The sequence below is a fragment of the Paracoccus methylarcula genome, from assembly GCF_003007735.2.
GTDB classification, from domain to species: Bacteria; Pseudomonadota; Alphaproteobacteria; order Rhodobacterales; family Rhodobacteraceae; genus Paracoccus; species Paracoccus methylarcula.
Genome location: NZ_PXNQ02000008.1, coordinates 211,648 through 229,912, shown reverse-complemented (window position 1 = coordinate 229,912; position 18,265 = coordinate 211,648). Strand labels below are relative to the sequence as shown.

19 protein-coding genes are annotated in these 18,265 nt (G+C 58.2%); 6 read left to right on the top strand and 13 right to left on the bottom strand.

All coding sequences use genetic code 11. From position 1 onward, the window contains the following. Window positions 1–4: 4 nt before the first annotated feature. The 5 genes from A7A09_RS14200 to A7A09_RS14180 all read left to right on the top strand — a co-directional run bounded on the left by A7A09_RS14200 (window position 5) and on the right by A7A09_RS14180 (window position 2,029). Complete coding sequence (locus A7A09_RS14200; protein WP_106692006.1) at window positions 5–412, top strand: hypothetical protein; 408 nt, start codon at window positions 5–7, stop codon at window positions 410–412. 125 nt (window positions 413–537) lie between these two features. Next, window positions 538–837 carry a hypothetical protein gene (locus A7A09_RS14195; RefSeq protein ID WP_148043684.1) on the top strand — a complete coding sequence of 100 codons (300 nt, stop codon included), beginning with the start codon at window positions 538–540 and terminating at the stop codon, window positions 835–837. A 35-nt stretch (window positions 838–872) separates the two neighbouring features. Next, entirely contained in the window at window positions 873–1,166 is a 294-nt protein-coding gene (locus A7A09_RS14190) for an AbrB/MazE/SpoVT family DNA-binding domain-containing protein (protein ID WP_106692004.1), read from the top strand. Between the two features lie 48 nt (window positions 1,167–1,214). Then, on the top strand, window positions 1,215–1,472 hold the full coding sequence (locus A7A09_RS14185) for a hypothetical protein (RefSeq protein ID WP_123225491.1): 258 nt from the start codon (window positions 1,215–1,217) through the stop codon (window positions 1,470–1,472). Further along, complete coding sequence (locus tag A7A09_RS14180) at window positions 1,469–2,029, top strand: metallophosphoesterase (protein WP_106692003.1); 561 nt, start codon at window positions 1,469–1,471, stop codon at window positions 2,027–2,029. The genes A7A09_RS14185 and A7A09_RS14180 overlap by 4 nt, the downstream gene beginning before the upstream one ends. Here A7A09_RS14180 and A7A09_RS20565 read toward each other — a convergent pair. The 5 genes from A7A09_RS20565 to A7A09_RS14165 all read right to left on the bottom strand — a co-directional run bounded on the left by A7A09_RS20565 (window position 1,983) and on the right by A7A09_RS14165 (window position 4,854). Continuing rightward, entirely contained in the window at window positions 1,983–2,381 is a 399-nt protein-coding gene (locus tag A7A09_RS20565; RefSeq protein ID WP_148043683.1) for a hypothetical protein, read from the bottom strand. The two genes, A7A09_RS14180 and A7A09_RS20565, sit on opposite strands and share 47 nt — an antisense overlap. Beyond that, window positions 2,378–3,340, bottom strand: coding sequence for an AAA family ATPase (locus A7A09_RS14175; RefSeq protein WP_106692002.1), 963 nt, complete (start codon window positions 3,338–3,340; stop codon window positions 2,378–2,380). The genes A7A09_RS20565 and A7A09_RS14175 overlap by 4 nt, the downstream gene beginning before the upstream one ends. After that, window positions 3,333–3,557: a hypothetical protein gene (locus A7A09_RS20560; protein WP_148043682.1), complete on the bottom strand. Its 225-nt coding sequence runs from the start codon at window positions 3,555–3,557 to the stop codon at window positions 3,333–3,335. The genes A7A09_RS14175 and A7A09_RS20560 overlap by 8 nt, the downstream gene beginning before the upstream one ends. A gap of 295 nt (window positions 3,558–3,852) precedes the next feature. Then, complete coding sequence (locus tag A7A09_RS14170; protein ID WP_106692001.1) at window positions 3,853–4,071, bottom strand: hypothetical protein; 219 nt, start codon at window positions 4,069–4,071, stop codon at window positions 3,853–3,855. Window positions 4,072–4,428: 357 nt separating this feature from the next. Beyond that, window positions 4,429–4,854, bottom strand: coding sequence for a very short patch repair endonuclease (locus A7A09_RS14165; protein ID WP_366466074.1), 426 nt, complete (start codon window positions 4,852–4,854; stop codon window positions 4,429–4,431). A gap of 106 nt (window positions 4,855–4,960) precedes the next feature. Between A7A09_RS14165 and A7A09_RS14160 the strand changes: the two genes are divergently transcribed. Then, window positions 4,961–6,496 carry a DNA cytosine methyltransferase gene (locus A7A09_RS14160; RefSeq protein ID WP_211341137.1) on the top strand — a complete coding sequence of 512 codons (1,536 nt, stop codon included), beginning with the start codon at window positions 4,961–4,963 and terminating at the stop codon, window positions 6,494–6,496. Here A7A09_RS14160 and A7A09_RS21595 read toward each other — a convergent pair. The 8 genes from A7A09_RS21595 to A7A09_RS14120 all read right to left on the bottom strand — a co-directional run bounded on the left by A7A09_RS21595 (window position 6,479) and on the right by A7A09_RS14120 (window position 17,823). Further along, window positions 6,479–7,537 (bottom strand): HNH endonuclease, encoded by a 1,059-nt coding sequence (locus A7A09_RS21595; RefSeq protein WP_245999362.1) that lies wholly within the window; start codon window positions 7,535–7,537, stop codon window positions 6,479–6,481. The two genes, A7A09_RS14160 and A7A09_RS21595, sit on opposite strands and share 18 nt — an antisense overlap. Window positions 7,538–7,636: 99 nt before the next feature. Further along, window positions 7,637–9,439: an AIPR family protein gene (locus A7A09_RS14145; RefSeq protein ID WP_106691997.1), complete on the bottom strand. Its 1,803-nt coding sequence runs from the start codon at window positions 9,437–9,439 to the stop codon at window positions 7,637–7,639. Window position 9,440: 1 nt separating this feature from the next. Continuing rightward, window positions 9,441–10,445 (bottom strand): PD-(D/E)XK motif protein, encoded by a 1,005-nt coding sequence (locus tag A7A09_RS14140; RefSeq protein WP_106691996.1) that lies wholly within the window; start codon window positions 10,443–10,445, stop codon window positions 9,441–9,443. Continuing rightward, window positions 10,429–11,001 carry a hypothetical protein gene (locus tag A7A09_RS21590; RefSeq protein WP_245999361.1) on the bottom strand — a complete coding sequence of 191 codons (573 nt, stop codon included), beginning with the start codon at window positions 10,999–11,001 and terminating at the stop codon, window positions 10,429–10,431. The genes A7A09_RS14140 and A7A09_RS21590 overlap by 17 nt, the downstream gene beginning before the upstream one ends. Window positions 11,002–11,054: 53 nt before the next feature. Then, the gene (locus A7A09_RS14135; protein ID WP_245999360.1) at window positions 11,055–13,295 is read right to left on the bottom strand and encodes a Z1 domain-containing protein; all 2,241 of its coding nucleotides are present in this window, start codon (window positions 13,293–13,295) and stop codon (window positions 11,055–11,057) included. Then, entirely contained in the window at window positions 13,292–14,758 is a 1,467-nt protein-coding gene (locus A7A09_RS14130) for an ATP-binding protein (RefSeq protein ID WP_245999359.1), read from the bottom strand. The genes A7A09_RS14135 and A7A09_RS14130 overlap by 4 nt, the downstream gene beginning before the upstream one ends. A gap of 40 nt (window positions 14,759–14,798) precedes the next feature. Next, on the bottom strand, window positions 14,799–16,979 hold the full coding sequence (locus A7A09_RS14125) for a sigma-70 family RNA polymerase sigma factor (protein ID WP_106691994.1): 2,181 nt from the start codon (window positions 16,977–16,979) through the stop codon (window positions 14,799–14,801). Further along, a complete protein-coding gene (locus A7A09_RS14120) occupies window positions 16,963–17,823 on the bottom strand; it encodes a BrxR family helix-turn-helix transcriptional regulator (RefSeq protein ID WP_106692049.1) in 861 nt (286 codons plus the stop codon). Before A7A09_RS14120 ends, A7A09_RS14125 begins: the two co-directional genes overlap by 17 nt. Window positions 17,824–18,265: the final 442 nt, after the last annotated feature.

Below are 18,265 nucleotides of genomic sequence, written 5' to 3'. Positions count from 1 at the left end.
CGGCATGCAACTGCAGGATCAATTCAGTTCGGATGAAACTGACAGCATGCTCGGCCTGCTGATACTGGTCGCGGTCGATTTCGGTTACATTCCGCAGGACAGCGCTGAGCTCCTCGTAATCCATGGCCTGATTGACGTTCAGGAGGAACAAGCTGTCACGGCCAAGGGGCAGAAAACGATCGAAGTCTACATTCCGACCCAGGAATCAATCGATTTCGTAGCAAAGGTAAAAAAGGATCTACCAGCGGATCTGGATGTGTCCACCTTGACGCAACAATTCGACGGTCTTCCTACCGGCGGCAAGCAGAAATGGGTGGTTTCACAATCTTACCTTCAGGGATGGCGCGATAGCGGGAAGCGCGTGCTGCCAAAATCGATAATCCGGCGTTGGCGTCCCCGTATCTCGTTGTAGCAACTTTTGGTAAAATTACCGCTTATTTCGGTTCCGCGGAGATTTGGGTAACACTGGCGTCCCCGATGGTCTTGGTATCATAGCGACGAATTCAAATCCTGTTTCGACAGGATATGGGGTGGGGAATGACGAACAGAACATTTTTTGGCCTGCCGGTTGTCCGAGGGTTGGTTCGGCAGAGCGACATCGAGGCCCTCCCATTCTGGGAGTTTTGGCTAGAAAGTGCTGCCGGATCGACTATTCTGCGCGATAGTACGACCGGTGAGCAGATGATTTACCTGCACGATTGGGAAAGATTCTGTCGTCTGTTCATTGCGACCGGTCGTCATCGGTATAGCTCTATGGGCCGTAAGAATTTAATCGACGTGCTGACCAGTGTTGAGCCGCTTGAGCCGGTAGATCAGTTCCCCGACATCAAGTCCTGAATTATCTGCAATGGCCAAACGCGAAGGAGCGAGCCATGAGCAAGAAAGACCAAAACGCTTACACGCTCGAAGACATGTCCGATGAGTTGAAAGAGCAGTTGGTTGCGGCATTGAAGCGGGATCTGTCCTCTGGCGGCATGACCTACGCCCGCCACACGGAGGATATCCCTCCGGACGAAGCGAAATTGCTAACCAGCCACTCGAGGAAAATACTCGACGACAACGCTGATCTTAGGCCGTCTCTGGATGATCTTATTTCTGAGATTAACCCCGAGAACGCACATGGCGAAGTGGATTTTGGGCCTCCGGTCGGTAAGGAAAAGTTATGAAAATGAAAGTATTGGAATATCCGACGAAAATTCGGAGGACATGACGACATGGGAAAGGAACCCTCACATCTTGCTACAGACAGGACACCCGGGCCGTTTCGCGTCAGATGTCTACGCTGCGACACGATCGTCGAGAGCTGGCATCGGGATGTCTCGGCGCCCAAGGGCGCGACCATCGGCATGGCCTATTGTCAGTGCGGCAATATCGGGGCGGATAGCCTGGTCTTTCAAGATTTCGGACGGGTGCTGTTTCGAAACGCGAACAGCTATGAAGTTGTGACGGATAAAACCGAGAGACCGGAATGACCGTCTGGTACACCGCCGACACGCATTTTGGCCATGAAAACATCATCCCGTTCTGTGACCGCCCGTTCCGTTCGGTGAGCCATATGGATTCCGCCTTAATCGAGAACATGTGGAAGGTGGTGAAACCCGAGGACACGCTCTGGATCATCGGCGATTTCGCCTTCGGACCTGCGGCGAAGGATGTGGCCTGGCTGGAAATGATCTTCGGACAACTCCCGGGCGCGAAGAATCACTTGGTCGTCGGCAATCACGACGGCGAACTGACACAGCTATTGCCCTGGGATTCAGTCACGCAACTGACCGAAGTCGAAGACAATGGCAAAAGCAACGTCCTGTGTCACTACCCGATGATCACCTGGAACGGGGCGCGCAAGGGCGCGCTGCAGATCTTCGGCCATGTCCACAACAACTGGCTCGGCTCGCGCAATGCCGTCAACGCCGGGGTCGATGTCTGGGATTACATGCCTGTGACGCTGGCCGATCTCGAGCGTCGTGCCCGGAAGCTGCCGATCAACAAGCATTGGGTGGATGTGGAGCAACGGGCTGCTGCTGATTAACATCCTCTCCTGGCAGTTCATGCCACTCATTAGATTTCTGGATGTTACAGGATGCTACCCCGATCCCATTGTTGAAAGTGGCGTCGGTTCGGTGGATCAGTTCTTCGGGTTGCGCTGCCGCTTTGGGATCGTCGTGATACCGCAGCAACCAGCCCTGTATCGTCGCAGGGCTGAAGCGATGTATGCCAAGCGCAGCCTCGAATTCAGCGGCTGCAGCGTGATGGTCGGGGAAAAACCGTTCAAACAGAGCGCGGGCGGCACCTGCTCCGACCAGCCCCAGTTCCACATGCATATCTGCGCGACCCGGACGGATCAGGGCGGGATCCAGTCTTTCGAGGTGATTGGTGGTCATGACCAGAGCCCGCCCTTCTTGGGATCCCACCCCATCGATGCGTTCAGGAGGCCCGAGAAGCTGATGCCATATCGCCGATCTCCCGCATCTCGTCCGGTGAACACCGCGTCCACATCCTCGATGCTGATCAGGCAGCGGCAAGGCGCGGACATCAACCCTTCACGCAGGTCCTCATCGGTGAGGTTGCGGCGGCTGATATCGAGGGCCGCAATGTCGAGATCGAGTTCTGATGCCAAGGCCCGTATCAAACTGGATTTCCCGGTGCCGGGCGGGCCATGGAAGAGATAGCCGCGCCGCCATGGGACGCCACGCGCAGAATACCATTCACTGGCATTGTAGAACCAACGCATGTCATCGAGAACTCGGTTCGCTCGGTGATCTTCGTCGATCACGCTGGCGATAGAGCGACGGGGGATTTCGCCGACATCATCCCAATGGCCTTCCTTGAAAACATGGAGCATTGGCCCCCGACGGTCGCGTGTCGCGGCGATATGTGCACCTTCCGCGATCCAGTCCTGGATGACGGAAAGGCCCCCGAACAGCATACCGACCTCCAGTGTTTCCATGGGGCGTTGACGACTGGCTCCCCCTACACGGGATTTCTCGTCTATCTCGCGGCGCAGATAGCAGAGTCTGCCACCCATGACGAACCAGTGACGGCCGGGTGCCGGAGCGTAGTCAATGGTGCCGTTGCTCCATTCGTTATCGGTGGCCCGCACATGCTTGACCCCGGTCAAAACTCTGTTCGTTTCCATCCACAGGCAGAGGTGACGATAGGCTGCGGACCGGTTATCGATGGTCAGCCGGACCCAGGCGCGACGCGATACCAGTCGATCAACCATCATTGCGAAAATGCGCGCCGCAGCCATGACGATCCCGATGCTGCCAAGGGCGATACCCCCGACGAAGATATCATTCAGCATCATCTGGCCCAGCCATATCTGAAAGCTATCAAACATGGCGCGCCTCAAAGCCGTATCGGGGATAGAAAACAGCCGACCGAAGAGCCGAGATCGATTTCAACGCGCATTCACGCGCCAGACCGAAAACGACGAGCAAGTTCGGCGTTTGTCGTGCGCACTGGCGTCCAGTTGCGACCGGATGTTCAATAAGGAAGTGGACCACTTCCCCCGAGCGGTTTGCGCTGGAGAAGCGGTCCATGGAAAGATTGTCCATGGTGATATCTCAAAGTCGGGGGCGATTGGGCCGACTTGTTGTCGGACCGGAATTCACCCTATTTGCAGCGAATTATATGGAAAGCTGCCCGAGGAGGGCGAAGCAGATGGTTGTCATATTCATTTACCCTCCTTTCCTTTGAGACATTTCAATGTGGCCTCTATGGGCCGAGCAGGCCAGATAACGGCCTCAGATGATTCGATCCAAGCGAGATTTGACTTGTAGGTCAGGAGTGTTGCAATCGCACAACAGTAGAATTTGACACAAGGTCAGACTGATCCTGTGCTTCATAATCTCAATGAAGATCCCGGTTCGAAAAGAGCTTTTCCGCCTGCTCCTTGGGATAGGCGGGCTGAGTTGCGGACATCTCCGCCGCCAGAGTGGGCATCTCACCCGCTCGCCCGTCATCCATGTCGACCGTCACCGGCAGCGCAAGCGTCAAGAACATCGACGAGATATCCTCGACCCACTCGGCAATTAGATGCGTGACATGTCCCTCGCGCTCGATCGTCACGGCAATGTCCTGGCTGCAGATTCGGACACTCGCTACGAAGAAAAAAAATGTCTCATCGATAGGGCCAGAAAGGCAGCACCCAGATTCGATTCATAGTCCCGCTTTGCGTATTGGAAGTTTCAGAAATTTAAGTGGGAAAGAAAACGATGGCAGAAGATGAAAGCAGTGGGCTTCAGATCCCAAACGAACAGGCTTTAGCTTTTGGCAAGCCTGTTCCATCTTTCTTTGTCATTCGCCAGATTTTCTTTCGAGGATATGACTCGCTGGGCTTCATCCATGTTGACTTCGGCTCAGCAAGAGCGCTCGAGCACCACGGTGCGGAGCTTTATGGCCTCGAAGGGGAAACCGCCCTTCCGCTTAGGGTCGATATGCGTCGACATCGCCGATCTCGATCTGGGGTTGGTCCGATCGAAGCCAGATCGACAAGCATTCTGTACAGGCCTCCACCTGTTCCTCCTTCCGCAGGGCGCATTCCCATACTATTGCCACGCGCCATTCCTCTTCCAGAAGTATCATACGAACGGCCCTGTCCCGAACGATGTTTGCCTCGAATTTCGCCTGCCAGAAATCCGGTCGGGTCGTTGGTGTGGTCGTGTAGCGACAGCCTTCGTGGCGATGCCAGAAGCAGCCGTGCACGAAGACCACGGCGTGGTACTTCGGAAGGATAAGGTCCGGTCGACCATGAACGTTGCCGGAATGAAGCCGGAAGCGGAAACCGTGCGCGTGCAATGCCCGCCTGAGAGCCAGCTCGGGCTTGGTGTTCTTTCCCCTTATTCCGGACATCATCCGGGAACGGGTCTGCTGGTCCACGATATCGGCCACATCTGCCCTGGTTTTCGCCTATGGTTCTAGTATACACCGGTTGCATGAACTTCGTCAGGAGCCTGATTTGCCTTCCACTTTCGGCATTGTCGATCTGTTTGCCGGCCCGGGCGGACTTGGCGAGGGGTTCGCGTCCCACATCGAGGACGGACATGCGCCGTTCCGGATCGGCATCTCGGTCGAGAAGGAGGCGTCGGCCCATCGGACCCTGACGCTGCGGGCTTTTCTGCGCGAGTACCGTGCGCGTCATGGCGTCTTGCCGAAAGAGTTCATCGATTTCCATGCTGGGCTGGCATCCGAACCAGATTGGTCAGCCGTCGACGCTGAATCGTGGCAGCATACCATCGACGAAGCCCGCGCGCTTGAACTCGGAACCGAGGCTGCGGCGACCGCCATAGATGGCGCTATAGCGAAGCTGAAACGAAAGTACGACGACACGATTCTGATCGGCGGACCGCCCTGCCAAGCCTATTCCCTAGTGGGGCGCGCCCGTTCTAGGGGCAAGGTCGGCTATGTCCCGGAAGAGGATGCGCGGCACTACCTTTTTCGCGAGTACATCCGGGTTCTCGACAAGCTTCGTCCGGCCGCCTTCGTGATGGAAAACGTCAAGGGCATGCTTTCGTCGACGGTCGAGAGCAGACTTGTCTTCGAGATGCTGATGGAGGATTTGTCCTCGCTCGGCACGGATCACGCCCATCACTACGAACTCCGTGCCGTCCGGGTCGACGATGGCAAGGCCAACCTGCAGGAGGCGACACAGCCTTCGGATTTCATCGTGCGCACCGAGGTGTTTGGAGTCCCGCAGCGTCGCCACAGGGTGATCATCGTCGGCATCCGTTCGGACCTCGTAGGACGGGCCGCCGATGCGGAGATCGCTGTATCTGGGATGGCGCGGACCGTCGGCGATGTCATCGAAACGATGCCCGCCTTGCGAAGCGGCATCAGCCGCGGGCGCGACGACGCCGCTGCCTGGCGAGGAGAAGTCCTTGACGCCGCGAAGCTGCTGGCCGGCATCTCCAAGGGGAAGGAGAAACGTGCGCTCCGTGAAGCGTTCCTGACCGTTTCGGAGCAAGTGAAGGAAAATCCGCCTACCGTTCGGGCTGCGTCACGGTTGCCAGACGGCTATGGCACTTCGAACGATGAGTTGCTGCAGTGGATCGAGCGACCGGAACTTCGCGCGATCGCCCAGCACGAGACGCGCGGGCACATGGCATCGGATCTGGGTCGCTACCTGTTTGCCGCCGTATTCGGGACCGTCCGTGGCTACAGCCCGAAGGCCGCCGACTTTCCTCTGGTGCTCAGCCCCGATCACCGCAACTGGCACAGCGGTGTGTTTAATGACCGCTTCCGGGTTCAGCTGGCGGACGAGGCATCGACCACGGTCACGAGCCACATCTCGAAAGATGGCCACTACTTCATTCACCCCGATCCGATCCAGTGCCGGAGCCTGACGGTGCGCGAAGCTGCTCGGCTGCAGACATTTCCCGACGATTACCTGTTTCTTGGCAACCGCACGCAGCAGTATGTCCAGGTCGGAAATGCCGTGCCGCCGTTTCTCGCGAAACAGATTTCGAGATTGCTCCTTTCAGCTTTGGGTTCTTGATCCGTTGGCGCCGTTCAGCGCGGCCTTAGCATCGTCAATTGACCACCAAGGGCGTCGAGCGTGTATCATCCGGTGGCAGTTGGAACAGACCAAGGCAAGGTTCTTCAGGTTCGTCTTGCCGTGTTCACCGAGCGATGAAATTGGCAGGGTGTGGTGGCATTCGATAATTTCCCGACCCCTCTCTCCGTAGGTTTGCAAAAAATCGAAACCACAGACCTCACAGGCAAGACAGCCATGCTGTCTCAGCGCGGCGGCTTTCTTTTTCTTCACGAGTGTGCTGTTTCGTTCTCGGGAAATATGAACTCGGGTCATTATTCGACCTTCTGATGCTTCGAATTCGAGGTCGTCGAGAGCCAAGATCTCCGCTTCACTGGCGCCGATTAACTCCAAGATCCCATTTGCAACCCGCGCCACCTCGTCCGGACGTCCCGAAAACTCCTCCCAAAGCTCAACTTCAAGCCTGTTGCCATTGGTTAGCCCCTTTCTGCCGTTATCAGTATATTGGGGGTCGAAAGAACTGAAGTTTCGCAACTTCATGGCGATTGCATCTGGCGTTCGCAAAATCAACCCACGTTCTATCAGGCCCAAGGCTGCACCAACTTTCGCGATATGCTGCGCGAGTTCACCGATTTCCTCAGATTGGGGCCGAGGATCAAAATTACGATGATTCAGATGATAGTCGAGTGCAATGATTAGCTCGTCACGGGTCCAATCCGGATTTCGGTGTCGACGCTGTTCTACAAGAAACTCACGAACCTTGCTGAACAGATCTTCATCGCTGTTCCGTATCCAGTGTTCGTGAACTGCGCGGTCTCGTTCGCTAAGCTCTGCCCCTCGCTTCTGACCATCCGACCAACCCTTTCGACCATTGTCAAAAAGGGAATCAAATATGTCGCGCGTATTCCTGAGTGTATGGCGAAACTGCTGTTGAGAGCGACCGTCCGAAAGCACATCAAAGAACAGGTCGTACGCACCATTCCAACTGTCGACGCCCAGTGAGGCAGGCGCCTTGGCACCTTGCCATCGGAATAGTCTGTGCAACGCGACAGAAAGTACCCGACCAAGATCATGTCATCGGAACGTTTCCGTGTCTCGCCGATGTCTCGAGTTTTTGCCATTTCTGCGCTGACCAAATGGTCTCTATTGCTTTATTTCAGGTATTGACAAAGAATGAGGCGGGTAGTCCGCCGCTCTGACTTTGGCCCATGTGTCGGCTCGTTTCGCGACTTCTGAAATCTGCTGGCCCGGGGCGATCCTGTTGAACTCGGCGTTCACGACAACGGCCCAGTCCCAGAGCAGGTCCCGCAGACCAGCTGAAATCCCTTGCCGCATCCATATCTGCTCGAGGTCGAGCCGATCACCAAGTCTATCGGCGACCACTGATACGACGTAAGTCGCGATGTTGACCCATCCCTGGCGGAATACTTCCTTTGCTTCCTTCGTCTTGATCATGCTCTCGATCGCCTTGAACAGAATGACCTTAGCAATCATCGCCCGGTACCAGCGAGCATCGAGCGGGCTGGGGACAATGGTCGGATCGTCATCGAGAGCAGTCATGAAGGCCGCGAAGTTCTTCTCGCCAGCCATTGCGACCTGGTTTGGCTTGCAACGCCAAGCTTCATGGTACTTCGCGATGTCGTTCTTGGTCAGCTTGCGTTTCGGTGGGATCATCTCCTTCAGATTTCGTCTCTTCGCCGGTGTGGTGCCTTCTCTCAGTAGCATGACGTTATAGGCGCCAGCTGCGCGCTCGTAGAACCATCTCGTCGCGCCGTCGGGGCACCAGGTGTCGTTCGCGAATTTCTCAAGCTCTCGATGGAACGGGCGGTTCGCCGACAAGTCGGACATTTTCACCGCGTTCTGACTGTTCGCATAGCGGGACACGCTGCTTATCAGTCTCTCGCGCGCCTCGTCCTGCGATCCCTTGAGGATGATGATCTTGGCCGGGACCATGACATGGCTGAGATCGATCGTGCGATCATCGCGGGATGAGAAGTAGATGGTCGAGGTTGTCTGGCCGCCGTTCACAATCTGCAGACCCTTCAGGAAGGACAGGCCCAGATTCCCGTCCTCGGTTCGCTCGAAGGCGGCTTCGTCGCAGACAAGCACGAGGCCATTGTTGAAGGCGAGGAAGTGCTCCGGTTCCTTTCGCAGCGTTTCGACGATGCCCTTGTTGACCGCGCGCTTGTTCCCCAGAAAGGTGCGAATGTTGGCTTCGAGCAGCGTCGTCCCGTATCGCAGATAGAGATCCCGGATGAGTTGCCCGGGAATGGCAGTAAGGGCATACTCGTAGTCAGCGTCCGGGTCTGGGACGTGCACGCAGGGTAGTGCCCAACCGATCGACTGAACGAAACTTACGGCCAGTTCGTCTCGCGGTTTGCCCTCGGTGTGGCGGAACAGCCTCTCCATATCCATGGCCTCGACGGCCACCATCTTCTGGTGAACCTCCTTGTTTGAGAATCGTTTGGTCTTGGTCTTGCCATCGGTGATCACGAATACACGAAGTCTGTCGATGTCGCCCCAGCGAGAACGAATGGTGGTGACCAGATCCCTGACTGGATGTGTCGGATCGATCCTTGCATCGAGGTTGCCGCTTGCCGCTCGAAACAGAAATCGAACTCCTTCGCTTGCGGTTGCGGTGGCATCCGAGTCCCTGAGATCGTTCAGTTCTTCGGTCCCGAAATAGTGGGTCACGAATAAGTCGAGGGCCGTTTCATCGGAGCTGAGCGCGTAGCCCGTAATGCGAAGCTTCGCGTTGCCGACCTTGCCGCTCCAGTGGCAAACGGTTGGGGCCTCGCAGATCCCGGTTTCTGCGACATGCTCCATGACCATTTCCGCAAAGACGAGCTCATCCGAAGGAAAGGGGCCTTCGCCAGCCTCTACGCGCTCGGCGATGATGGTCTGCAGGTCGGAACGAAAGTTGCGGTGAAATTCTTCGAGGCTCATGTCAATCCAGTCCAAATTCGTTGATCAACTCTGAAAGTCCGATCAAGGGAACCTCGAGCGCGTCGAGGTCGAGTACATAGGCAGCTGAGCGGATGGCAGCTGGAAGCGCAGCGCGCGTAAGACGCGGCATGTCACCTTCCGCGCGGAGTACCCTCACATCCTTCAATGTCAGTGTACGTTCGTAGAGCACTGCATGCTCATCGAGGTATCCCATTACCATGAGCAGCGCTTCGAAGCCGCGTTGCACTCCGGCCGCTCCGAACCTCTCTCGGAGTTCTGTCACAAGACCGACGAGCGAGATCCCATCGGTGTTTTCCTCGAAGCGGAAGGCGCACAGGAAGATGGGCGCCCGGTCACCATCCAGCTGTTCGATGCTGTTGATCCGCGCGAGGAAGCTGCCAGTCCGGACCGTGCTCTTCACCTCTACAGCGCCTCCCCGAATGTGGAAGTCCTGCGCCGCCCGCAGCGGTCCCTGCCAGCAGTCAAGAGCACCCGCCCCTAGGGAAGTGTCCGCCAGCAACCTGAGCATCCAAAGCTCGCCGAGCAGGCCGATCTGCGCGTCGGACGAAAGAGGGCGGTGCGTTCGGGCCATGAAAGCCTGCCACTCCCTGACCCGCTCGAGGAAGGCCTCCATAACCTCACGGCCCGCGCTGTTGGCTGCAGTCTCCAAAGTTCTCAAGACATCCACGACCATGATGACGAAGATGTCGGGTGAGCCTTCTGGCCGCCTGACGAGAGCAATCGCCGTCTTGCCTGCGAATACGGTCTGACCTTCGATGCAGGAGACGTCGAAGCCCTTGCCTTCAGGAAGCCTTGCCGGATTCACCGGCCACGATCCCGGAAAGGAGACGATCAGCGCCTCCCGTCCGAGTGGAAAGTGACAACCCGCCTCGATTGAGACGGCGCCCATGTCGGTGAGATGCACAAATCGCCAGTCTTCCGCCGCTTCCTGTCGCGCGAGTGCTCGCCAGGCACGTGCGATACCCTCCTCAGTCCACCCAGTCATTGAGCCCCCCCCACAGTACACTGTTGGCGATGTACCTCGAGTTGGAGACCCTTTTTTCGGAGGTGCTTGACGGAAAACTGATTGCCCAGGCGACGACGGGATCGGCATCCTTCAGCTCATCGACACACGCACCATCGGGATCGAGCAGATAGAGCATGAGCAGGCCGCGTTCCCGGCGAGCCGGAATGCCCGCTTCGGCGACGCCTTCTCCAAGTACGTGCCGAATCTGCGGACCTCTCGGTTCGGAGGGTGGCTCCTTGCCTTCGTTTCGATCCGTGTCGTTGCGCCAGGTCTTCTGGCTGAGATCGAGCGCTGCCTTCCATTCCGCTTCGGTCAGATCGATGGCCTGATCGCGAGGCGAGATTAGGGTCTTTATCGAGTAACGGTCCGCATGTTCTGTCGTTCTTCTCCGCTTCAGCATGTTGACCGAGGCACCGCCAACCGTGCGGTATTTGTCGTCCGGGCCTGTGTCCTTCCCGATAAGCGCAACCGTCCAGCTCGTGAGCTCGCTATCCTTGTTCATCTCCTCGATGAAGTCCGCAATCAGCGGACTCATGATCCGGAAACTGGCAGGGTGGGTCCTGTAATCCCGCAGGAACGAGATCACGCTCAGGCTGGTACATCTCGCCAGAGGTGACCGTTCCACTTCTGACCTTGTGGAACGAAATGCTGATCGTTCAGATCCATCGATGGACCGAGTGCGTTGATGAACCGATCCGTGGCCTTGAAGTTTGCCGTGATGTCGTCCTTGCGGTTGGGAAACACGATGGTCTGCAGAAGGTCACCCGAATAGGTCAGCTGCATCGCTCGAGCGTTTCTCATCTTGGCCCGAGAGGTAACCGTCAGCACGGAATGTGATTTCACCCGCAGACCGAACTGTTTTGGCGTGGCGCCGGCCGCGACCATGTTGTCGAACTCCTGGCGCAACTCTTCGGCGGCGTCGGCGATATGCCCGAACCATTCCACCATTTCCTGTGATGTGTAGAGGCGACAGACATCGAGGTAGCCGTCGCGGTAGCCGAACCATCGCCCCATCTGCATGAGCGTATCGTACATGCGCGCGGTCCGAAGGAAGTAGCTCGTGCAGAGACCCTCCAGCGTCAGACCACGCGCCAGCTTGTCGCCGCCGATGGCAATCACCTTGAGGCCGGTGCCATCATTTTCGGCATAATCGAGTGCGTCCTTGGCCGTGCCGTTGATCTCGCGGACGCGAATGTCGGACAGCACGTCGGGGAGAACGGCGCGAATGTCGGCCCACGAGAAGTCCTCCAGCGTTCCGCCTTCGACGAGGGCGGAACGGATACCCTGCATCCCTGGCAGAAAGGTTTCTTGATACTCCGTGCGCATGGACGCCTCGAGGTTCTCGAGCTCGATGCCGCGGGTGTATCGGCCCTTCAGATCTCGCACGTACTCTGCGACCTGGTTGACGACGGCGTTCTGCACCGAGGTGAAGCGGGTAACGTGGATGAGCATCGAGGAGTGTTTGCTGCCCTGTCCGCGCAGCTTCCTCACGGCACAGGCATAGACGAAGGAGCGGATCGCTTCTGCGAGCGAGTCCGGCACACGGTCATCCCCCTGCCATCGCGGCCGGTAGCCGTTCTTGTGTCGTGGCGGCATCCACGGCTGGAACTCATCGTCCGAAAGCGGGCGCACCAGAGGCAGGTCTTCTGGCGTGCTGGAAGCTGATCCGAAGACACGACCCGGTCCAACATAATTCGATGGCGCCGCAAGGCTGGTGATGAAGGCTGCGGGGAAGAGGTCCGGTCCGTGCTCCTGAGTCTCCCCGCGGTCATGAATGAAGATGTTCGCAAAGGGTGTCGCCGTGTAACCGACATAAGCCTTCCGCGAGAAATGATGGAGGATCGACCGGATCAACCTGTTGATCGTCTTGGGTTCATGTTCGAGATCCGGGTTGCCGAACTCGTCCACGACATCTTCACCGGTGTCAACAGATCCGTGATCGGACTCGTCGTCGATCACCATGAGAGGCAGGTTGGTGACGAGTTTGCGACCTGTTTCGGGGTCTACGTGATTGGCCACACGGTTGCGGATCCAGTGCAGCAGGCGCTCCAGCACCGTCTTGTTCTTCTTGACGACGAACAACCACGGTCGCTGTTCTGGGCTGATGTTCATCTTCGCGGCAACGGCCGTATTGAAGTCGCCCTTGTCGCTCCGATTCGTTGCAGCATTGGGACGGACCGACATGTCCTTGTCAATCAGTCCGACCCCCACTGCTGGGAGCTCGTCAGCATCCGCGATGGTGGCAAAACCGAGAAACCCCTCGTCGAGGCGGATCTGTGTCTGTGCTCTCAGGTTGTTGTGCAGTCCGGCGAGCACGATGATGATCTTGTAACCGGCGTCGGCGGCCTTGCAGATCAGTCCGGTATAATTGCCTGTCTTCCCCGACTGAACGTGGCCCACGACCAGTCCGCGACGATCCCAAGCACCTTCCCGGGTCGGGTCCTCGAGCTGTGAAAGGACTTCGTCAGTGGCGACGTCGAGGGCGTCGAGGGCCGTCCAGGGGATGCGGGCTTCCATGTATTCCGAGTAGCGCTGCCAATAGGTCCAGCCCTTCTTCCTTTCTGCATCAAGCCAGGCGACATGGTCCTCACCGTTCGATAGGGTGGCGTTCTCGCCCACTGTGCGACTTGAACGGCGGATCAGTTCGTCGACGAGTGCGTCCCGATCAACAAGGGCGAAATCGTCCTCCATCATGATCGACAGCTTGGTCAGCTCCTTCTCGATCATTTCCGGCGTGACGGGGCTCTGAGCGCGTTCCGCGGCAAGGCGGAGCATGTTCTGGGCCATGGAAAGGATTGAATCGAAGGCCTTCTGGTTTGGAATCGTCATTGCGTGTCTTTCGCTTCAAGGGCTGCAACCAGATCGAGGTGCCGGTCGAATGGGGGCGTACGACCAAGCCGCTCGCGCGCCTCGGTCGGGCTGAGCCCGCGGAACTTCACCAGTGCTTCAAACATCGAGGACAGGGTCTCCATGACTTCGTTGTCTGCCGCTCCGGCGAAACCAGTTCTCGGCGTCTCCTTGTCTTCCGCTGTATCCAGCCAGATGCGCTGCACGGGAACTGTCTCCTCGATCAGCTTCAGAAGTGCGAGGATGTCGGACTTGAGCGAACCGGCGCGATCAAGGATCGAGGCGACAAGATCATGGTCACGCGCGATCCGGTACGACGTTCCTTGTGCCGAACGCCGCACTTGCCATGCTTCGGCGACTGCGTTCGAGCGCGTGCCTGAGGCCGGAGTGACGTGACCCCGGTGGGCAAAGACCCGCCTCGCCGTGTCGCGCGTCTCTGTTGCCAAACGGTGAAGCTGAGATCGCAGTCGCACCGGGGGACTGGCTGTCGACTTAAGAACATTGATCTTCCAATCTGTATCCGCGCTGTTCGGTATATCGAGCCGGATACGGGCGAGCCTGTGAGCTTCATCGCGCGGCCATGGCTTGCCGCCATCGCCGAGGCCAAGCCACCCCCCGGCGAGCAGGAGACGCCTGTTGCGGTAGACGTAGAAGCCCTCCTGCTGCGTCCATCCTCCAGGCCCCGCTGCGGTTTCCTGTTCGAGAGGCTTGAGCATGTCGCGATGCGGAAGGACATGGCATTGCACAGTCACACCTGTTGTGTGGAGTATCCGATACTCGGGGCTTTCGAACCTCTTGCCGGGATGTCCCATCAAGTACGGATCCCACGGCTTCAATCCTCTGCCATTGAGAGCCAAACGTAACATGGGCAGTTGGCCATCGAGGAGACGATGAAAGGTCATCGCAAAATGCGCCTCTACGCGATCTGCGAGCTCGATCATGTCGGTCGCCGCGAAGCCATCGGTCACGATACGGTCCAGCTTCTCCCAAAGAACAACCGTGCCGTGGGCCATCTGGTCCAGCGGCGCAAGCAGATGCTCTGATCCCGGCGCCGGTCCTTCAAAGAGTGGCCATTCGGCGCCGGGTTCCTGACCGATGAGATCGAGGTCCCAGCGCAGGCAGACGACCGGTCCACCTTTCTTCCGACTGGCGACGGTCAGACGACGAGCCTGGGAGAAACTGGCCGTCTTCAGGCCCAGCCCGAAGCGCCCAAGGTCAGTGGTGGCGCGTTCAGCCCTCGGATCGCGTGCGCCAAGGCGCATGCCGGCCTCCAAAGCCGCGTCGTCCATGCCGTCGCCGTCATCGACGATCCTTACCCAGCTCTCTGGACCAGCCCATTCAAGATGAACGGCGACCTCGCCCGCATTTGCAGCGATGGAATTGTCGACCAGATCTGCAAGTGCGGTGGGAGGCGCGTAGCCGAGCCCACGAAGGGACTCGAGCATCGAACCGGCATGAGGAGGAGCATTTCTTACACCCATTCCGTCACATCCCGAGCAATTCCTGGAGCCGACGCTTGCGACCCGGATGGGTAAGATGATCAAGGCCCTTCGCCTCGATCTGGCGAATGCGCTCGCGCGTCACTCCGTAGATCTGACCGATTTCCTCGAGGGTCATGTCAGAATCGCGCCCGATACCAAAGCGCATCCGGATCACATCAGCCTGACGTTCCGGCAGCTCAGCTAGTGTGTCTGTCACGATCCTTTCGGTTTCTGCCAAGTCGAAGACATCCGCTTCTGACAGCTCGGGCAGCAGGTTGTCCCAGTCGTCAATGCTTGTAGGGTATTCTGCTTCACGCGGGATGCTGCGGAACTGTCTGACCTCGTCGATTGCCCATTCCAGCTCTTCGGCGAGTTCGAGGTCGGAAACGGCGCCACCAACCCGGACGTCCAGCCTGTCGAGGGCGCGATCAAGCTTGGTGATCTTCTCGTTTCGATGCACGGGGATGCGGATCGCCGCGCCTTCATCAGCGCGCCATCGCGTGATGGCCTGCCGCATCCAGTAAGTGGCGTAGATGAGGAAGCGATAACCACGCTCGGGATCAAATCGCCTTGTGGAACGCTGCAGACCCATGAACGCCACTTGGAAGACGTCCTCTGGCTCTTCACCGTCCTCCACGTTCCGTGAAGCAAAGCGCCGCACATAAGGCAGGTGCTCGCGGACAAGGTGCTCGGTGGTTGATTCGAATACCAGTATTTCGGCTTCCAGCTGACTGACCTCGGCTTGGCATGCTGGGAACTGTTCCAGTCTGCGGACCAACTCCTTGTGGAATGCCAGAGAGAGATCCAACGCCTCGAGCGCAGCGAGTGCTTCTCTCCGTCGTTTGCCGTCCATCACCCGGCCGGTGGTGTGCCACGACCTCAGGGCGTCTGCAGCGGCCATTACTTCGGACGTCTCTGCATGGCTCGAACGCGAGGGCATGATGGTTCTCAGGGTGACCGAGCCGGGGTCTCGCGAACCGTCGCGGATGCTGTCTATGATGTCGAGAATCGTTTCGACGGCGGTCTCGGAGGCCAAGATGCCCAGCTGGAGTTCCTGTTTGGCCCGCACCATGGGCTCCAGCAGTTGCAGCTCGTCTGATTTGTCCATGACGAAGCGCTGTGTACCGGGCAAGCGCGTCCGACGTGTAAGGGCTGCCTCGATCGCGTCAGCGAGGTCATCGGATGAAGTGTCCGAGGCGGCGTCCCAGAGATCAGCATAATACCCCGACGCCTGATTGAGATCGAAGCCCGCTGCTTCTAGGTTGCGCTGGAGATTGATGCGTAGTTCCTCGAGATCACCATTCCCTTCGCAATGTGCGACCACGCTGTCTATATCATCGAGGGAGCACCGTCCCTTGGCCAGAATTTCCTCTGCCCAAGTGAAGCAGAGGTCCGGGTCGATCCACATCCGCGTGCCGGTCTGGACGACTACTCGTTTGACCGATTGCCGGCCGCGGTTGCGGACCTGCAGGAAGTCACTCTCTGCACCGTGATCGGCGGCCAAAGCGGCACTAGAGCCGATGCCCTCTCCGGCAATCGGTGCAAGTGAAAGGTCGAGTTCCCAATCCGCGTCCTCTTCATCCGAAACCACGGGTGACGAACTGACGAGCGCTACGAATGTCCCCGATGCCGTGTCGCCCGTGTACTGATCGAAGAATTCCTCTGGTTCTGCTTCAGCCTCGAAATTCAGCAGGTCATCGAGGTCGTCAGTCGTATCTGCTGGCTCCGTCTCCTGAATCACGGCGAAACGGTGTTCTGGAACTGCATCGGACCCAGCAACGACAGTCTCGACCGCAAGTGAAACCTCGCGCTCGCGAACCGTCTCTGTCCCCGGCGACCTCGCAACAAGTGAAGACAGAAGCTGTGCGGCGAGACCGTGACCTTCGGCAAACGCCACATCAGCAGGTGTCTGTCGGTCGTGGTTCAGTGAGCCGGGGTCGGCACCCGACCGAATGAAGAGATCGCAAACGGCAAGTTTGCCCATGCGCGCGGCAAGGTGGAGTGGCGTATCTCCCTTAGGGTCGGCCGCGTGGAGGCGAGAGGATGCCGCAAGATCGGCAAGCCTCTCGAGCTTCCCTTCGGCGATTAGCCGGATCTCGAAAGAGCCAAGAACATGGCTTTCCGGTTCGCTCTTCGCTTGGTCGCAACTGCTGAAGATGCGGGACAGTCTATCCATGATCTTCATGAATGACCTCCCTGTTGAGAAGTACGATCTGCTGGTCTTGTGGTTTCCTCGCGCCGGGATCAGTATCAAGTCCGAGACGCCTCAGCGCGTAGTACAACAGCGCGCGTCGGACCTTGATCTTCGCCTTGCCCTCGCGCATCCCGTAGTCGAGCGCGATGACCCTTGCCTGAGTTTGCGACAGAGCGGGGTGAGGCCCGATCTCCAGGGTAACCTCGGTATTCCAGTCGCGGTCGTCCGCCATAGGCACTTCGCTCTCCCGCGACCCGCGAATCTTCAGTATTCGCGAGAGCAGGAAGTCCTTGAACGCTTCGTCGGTCAGGCAGAATGCCCGTGCATGCCAGCGGAACCCGTCGAACCCGATTGCATGCGGAGCGATCCAACGCCAACGCGGCTCTGGACTGGACAGGGACTGGTACTTCACCTCGACCGCCTCGGATCGCCGTATGGCGCCGACCACCGACCGAAGTGTCACTGGATTAACGCCGCGCACAGGTGTCGGCGCGAACGCAAAGGGCGGGAGATCGGCGATCCATGAATCCTCGCGGTCGAGGATCCCGTCCGCCACCGAACGAAGCTGGGCGAGGTAGCGGCTTGCATCCGGTTCGAGGAAACGGGACCTGAACGCGGGGCCTCGCACGTAAGTCCGCGCACTCTTGTCGTAGACCATGTTATCGGGTGCGAAGCCGATGTACCGATTCAGGTCGGTGGAAGCTTGGTTCACCGAGACCCCGAATTGTTCCATCAGGTCGCTGCGATTCACATGTCCCTCCCAGAACAGGCGGAACTCTATGAACTCGAGACGCTGCTCGACTCCCCAGCGAAGTTCTGACCTCTCGTTGTCCACCGCAGCCTCCAAGCCCCCTGATACGCAGGGTAACTATGCGCGCCCATTTTCTGGGCTGTCATCAGGCTAGCCAGAGGATGATGGTCTGGCAATGAAAATGCTTTTCACAGCAGCGAGAATCTCAATCGATACGAGCGGCGGCCGAAAAAGGCTGAGGCTGAGATGAAGTAGTCAGATCAGTAGCCCCAGCCAGAACTGGCCGGGGGATCACCAAGCGGATCTTTGAACTAGTCGACTGCCGGGAATGGAGCTTGCAGCATCCAGTCCGGTTTTCGCAATCGAATAGAAGTTTGTTTGCATTTATAGCAAACTTCCGCTTCCCGCTCGTTGAACCGCGAAGGCGGGAAACGCTGCGATACTTGATGTCTACACGCTTCCCGCCTTCGCTATCGTTGCGCATGCGCCGTCATCCAGACGGGTGGAGCGCTGGTTCTTCAAACGT

Bases quoted from the DNA above. Each gene is read 5' to 3' on its own strand.
- A7A09_RS20565 (WP_148043683.1), bottom strand. From the start codon at position 2,381: ATGACCACCAATCACCTCGAAAGACTGGATCCCGCCCTGATCCGTCCG.
- A7A09_RS14195 (WP_148043684.1), top strand. From the start codon at position 538: ATGACGAACAGAACATTTTTTGGCCTGCCGGTTGTCCGAGGGTTGGTT.
- A7A09_RS21590 (WP_245999361.1), bottom strand. From the start codon at position 11,001: ATGAGTCCGCTGATTGCGGACTTCATCGAGGAGATGAACAAGGATAGC.
- A7A09_RS14125 (WP_106691994.1), bottom strand. From the start codon at position 16,979: ATGAAGATCATGGATAGACTGTCCCGCATCTTCAGCAGTTGCGACCAA.
- A7A09_RS14200 (WP_106692006.1), top strand. From the start codon at position 5: ATGCAACTGCAGGATCAATTCAGTTCGGATGAAACTGACAGCATGCTC.
- A7A09_RS20560 (WP_148043682.1), bottom strand. From the start codon at position 3,557: ATGGACAATCTTTCCATGGACCGCTTCTCCAGCGCAAACCGCTCGGGG.
- A7A09_RS14140 (WP_106691996.1), bottom strand. From the start codon at position 10,445: ATGACTGGGTGGACTGAGGAGGGTATCGCACGTGCCTGGCGAGCACTC.
- A7A09_RS14130 (WP_245999359.1), bottom strand. From the start codon at position 14,758: ATGCTCGAGTCCCTTCGTGGGCTCGGCTACGCGCCTCCCACCGCACTT.
- A7A09_RS14135 (WP_245999360.1), bottom strand. From the start codon at position 13,295: ATGACGATTCCAAACCAGAAGGCCTTCGATTCAATCCTTTCCATGGCC.
- A7A09_RS14180 (WP_106692003.1), top strand. From the start codon at position 1,469: ATGACCGTCTGGTACACCGCCGACACGCATTTTGGCCATGAAAACATC.
- A7A09_RS14175 (WP_106692002.1), bottom strand. From the start codon at position 3,340: ATGTTTGATAGCTTTCAGATATGGCTGGGCCAGATGATGCTGAATGAT.
- A7A09_RS14145 (WP_106691997.1), bottom strand. From the start codon at position 9,439: ATGAGCCTCGAAGAATTTCACCGCAACTTTCGTTCCGACCTGCAGACC.
- A7A09_RS14190 (WP_106692004.1), top strand. From the start codon at position 873: ATGAGCAAGAAAGACCAAAACGCTTACACGCTCGAAGACATGTCCGAT.
- A7A09_RS14165 (WP_366466074.1), bottom strand. From the start codon at position 4,854: ATGTCCGGAATAAGGGGAAAGAACACCAAGCCCGAGCTGGCTCTCAGG.
- A7A09_RS14185 (WP_123225491.1), top strand. From the start codon at position 1,215: ATGGGAAAGGAACCCTCACATCTTGCTACAGACAGGACACCCGGGCCG.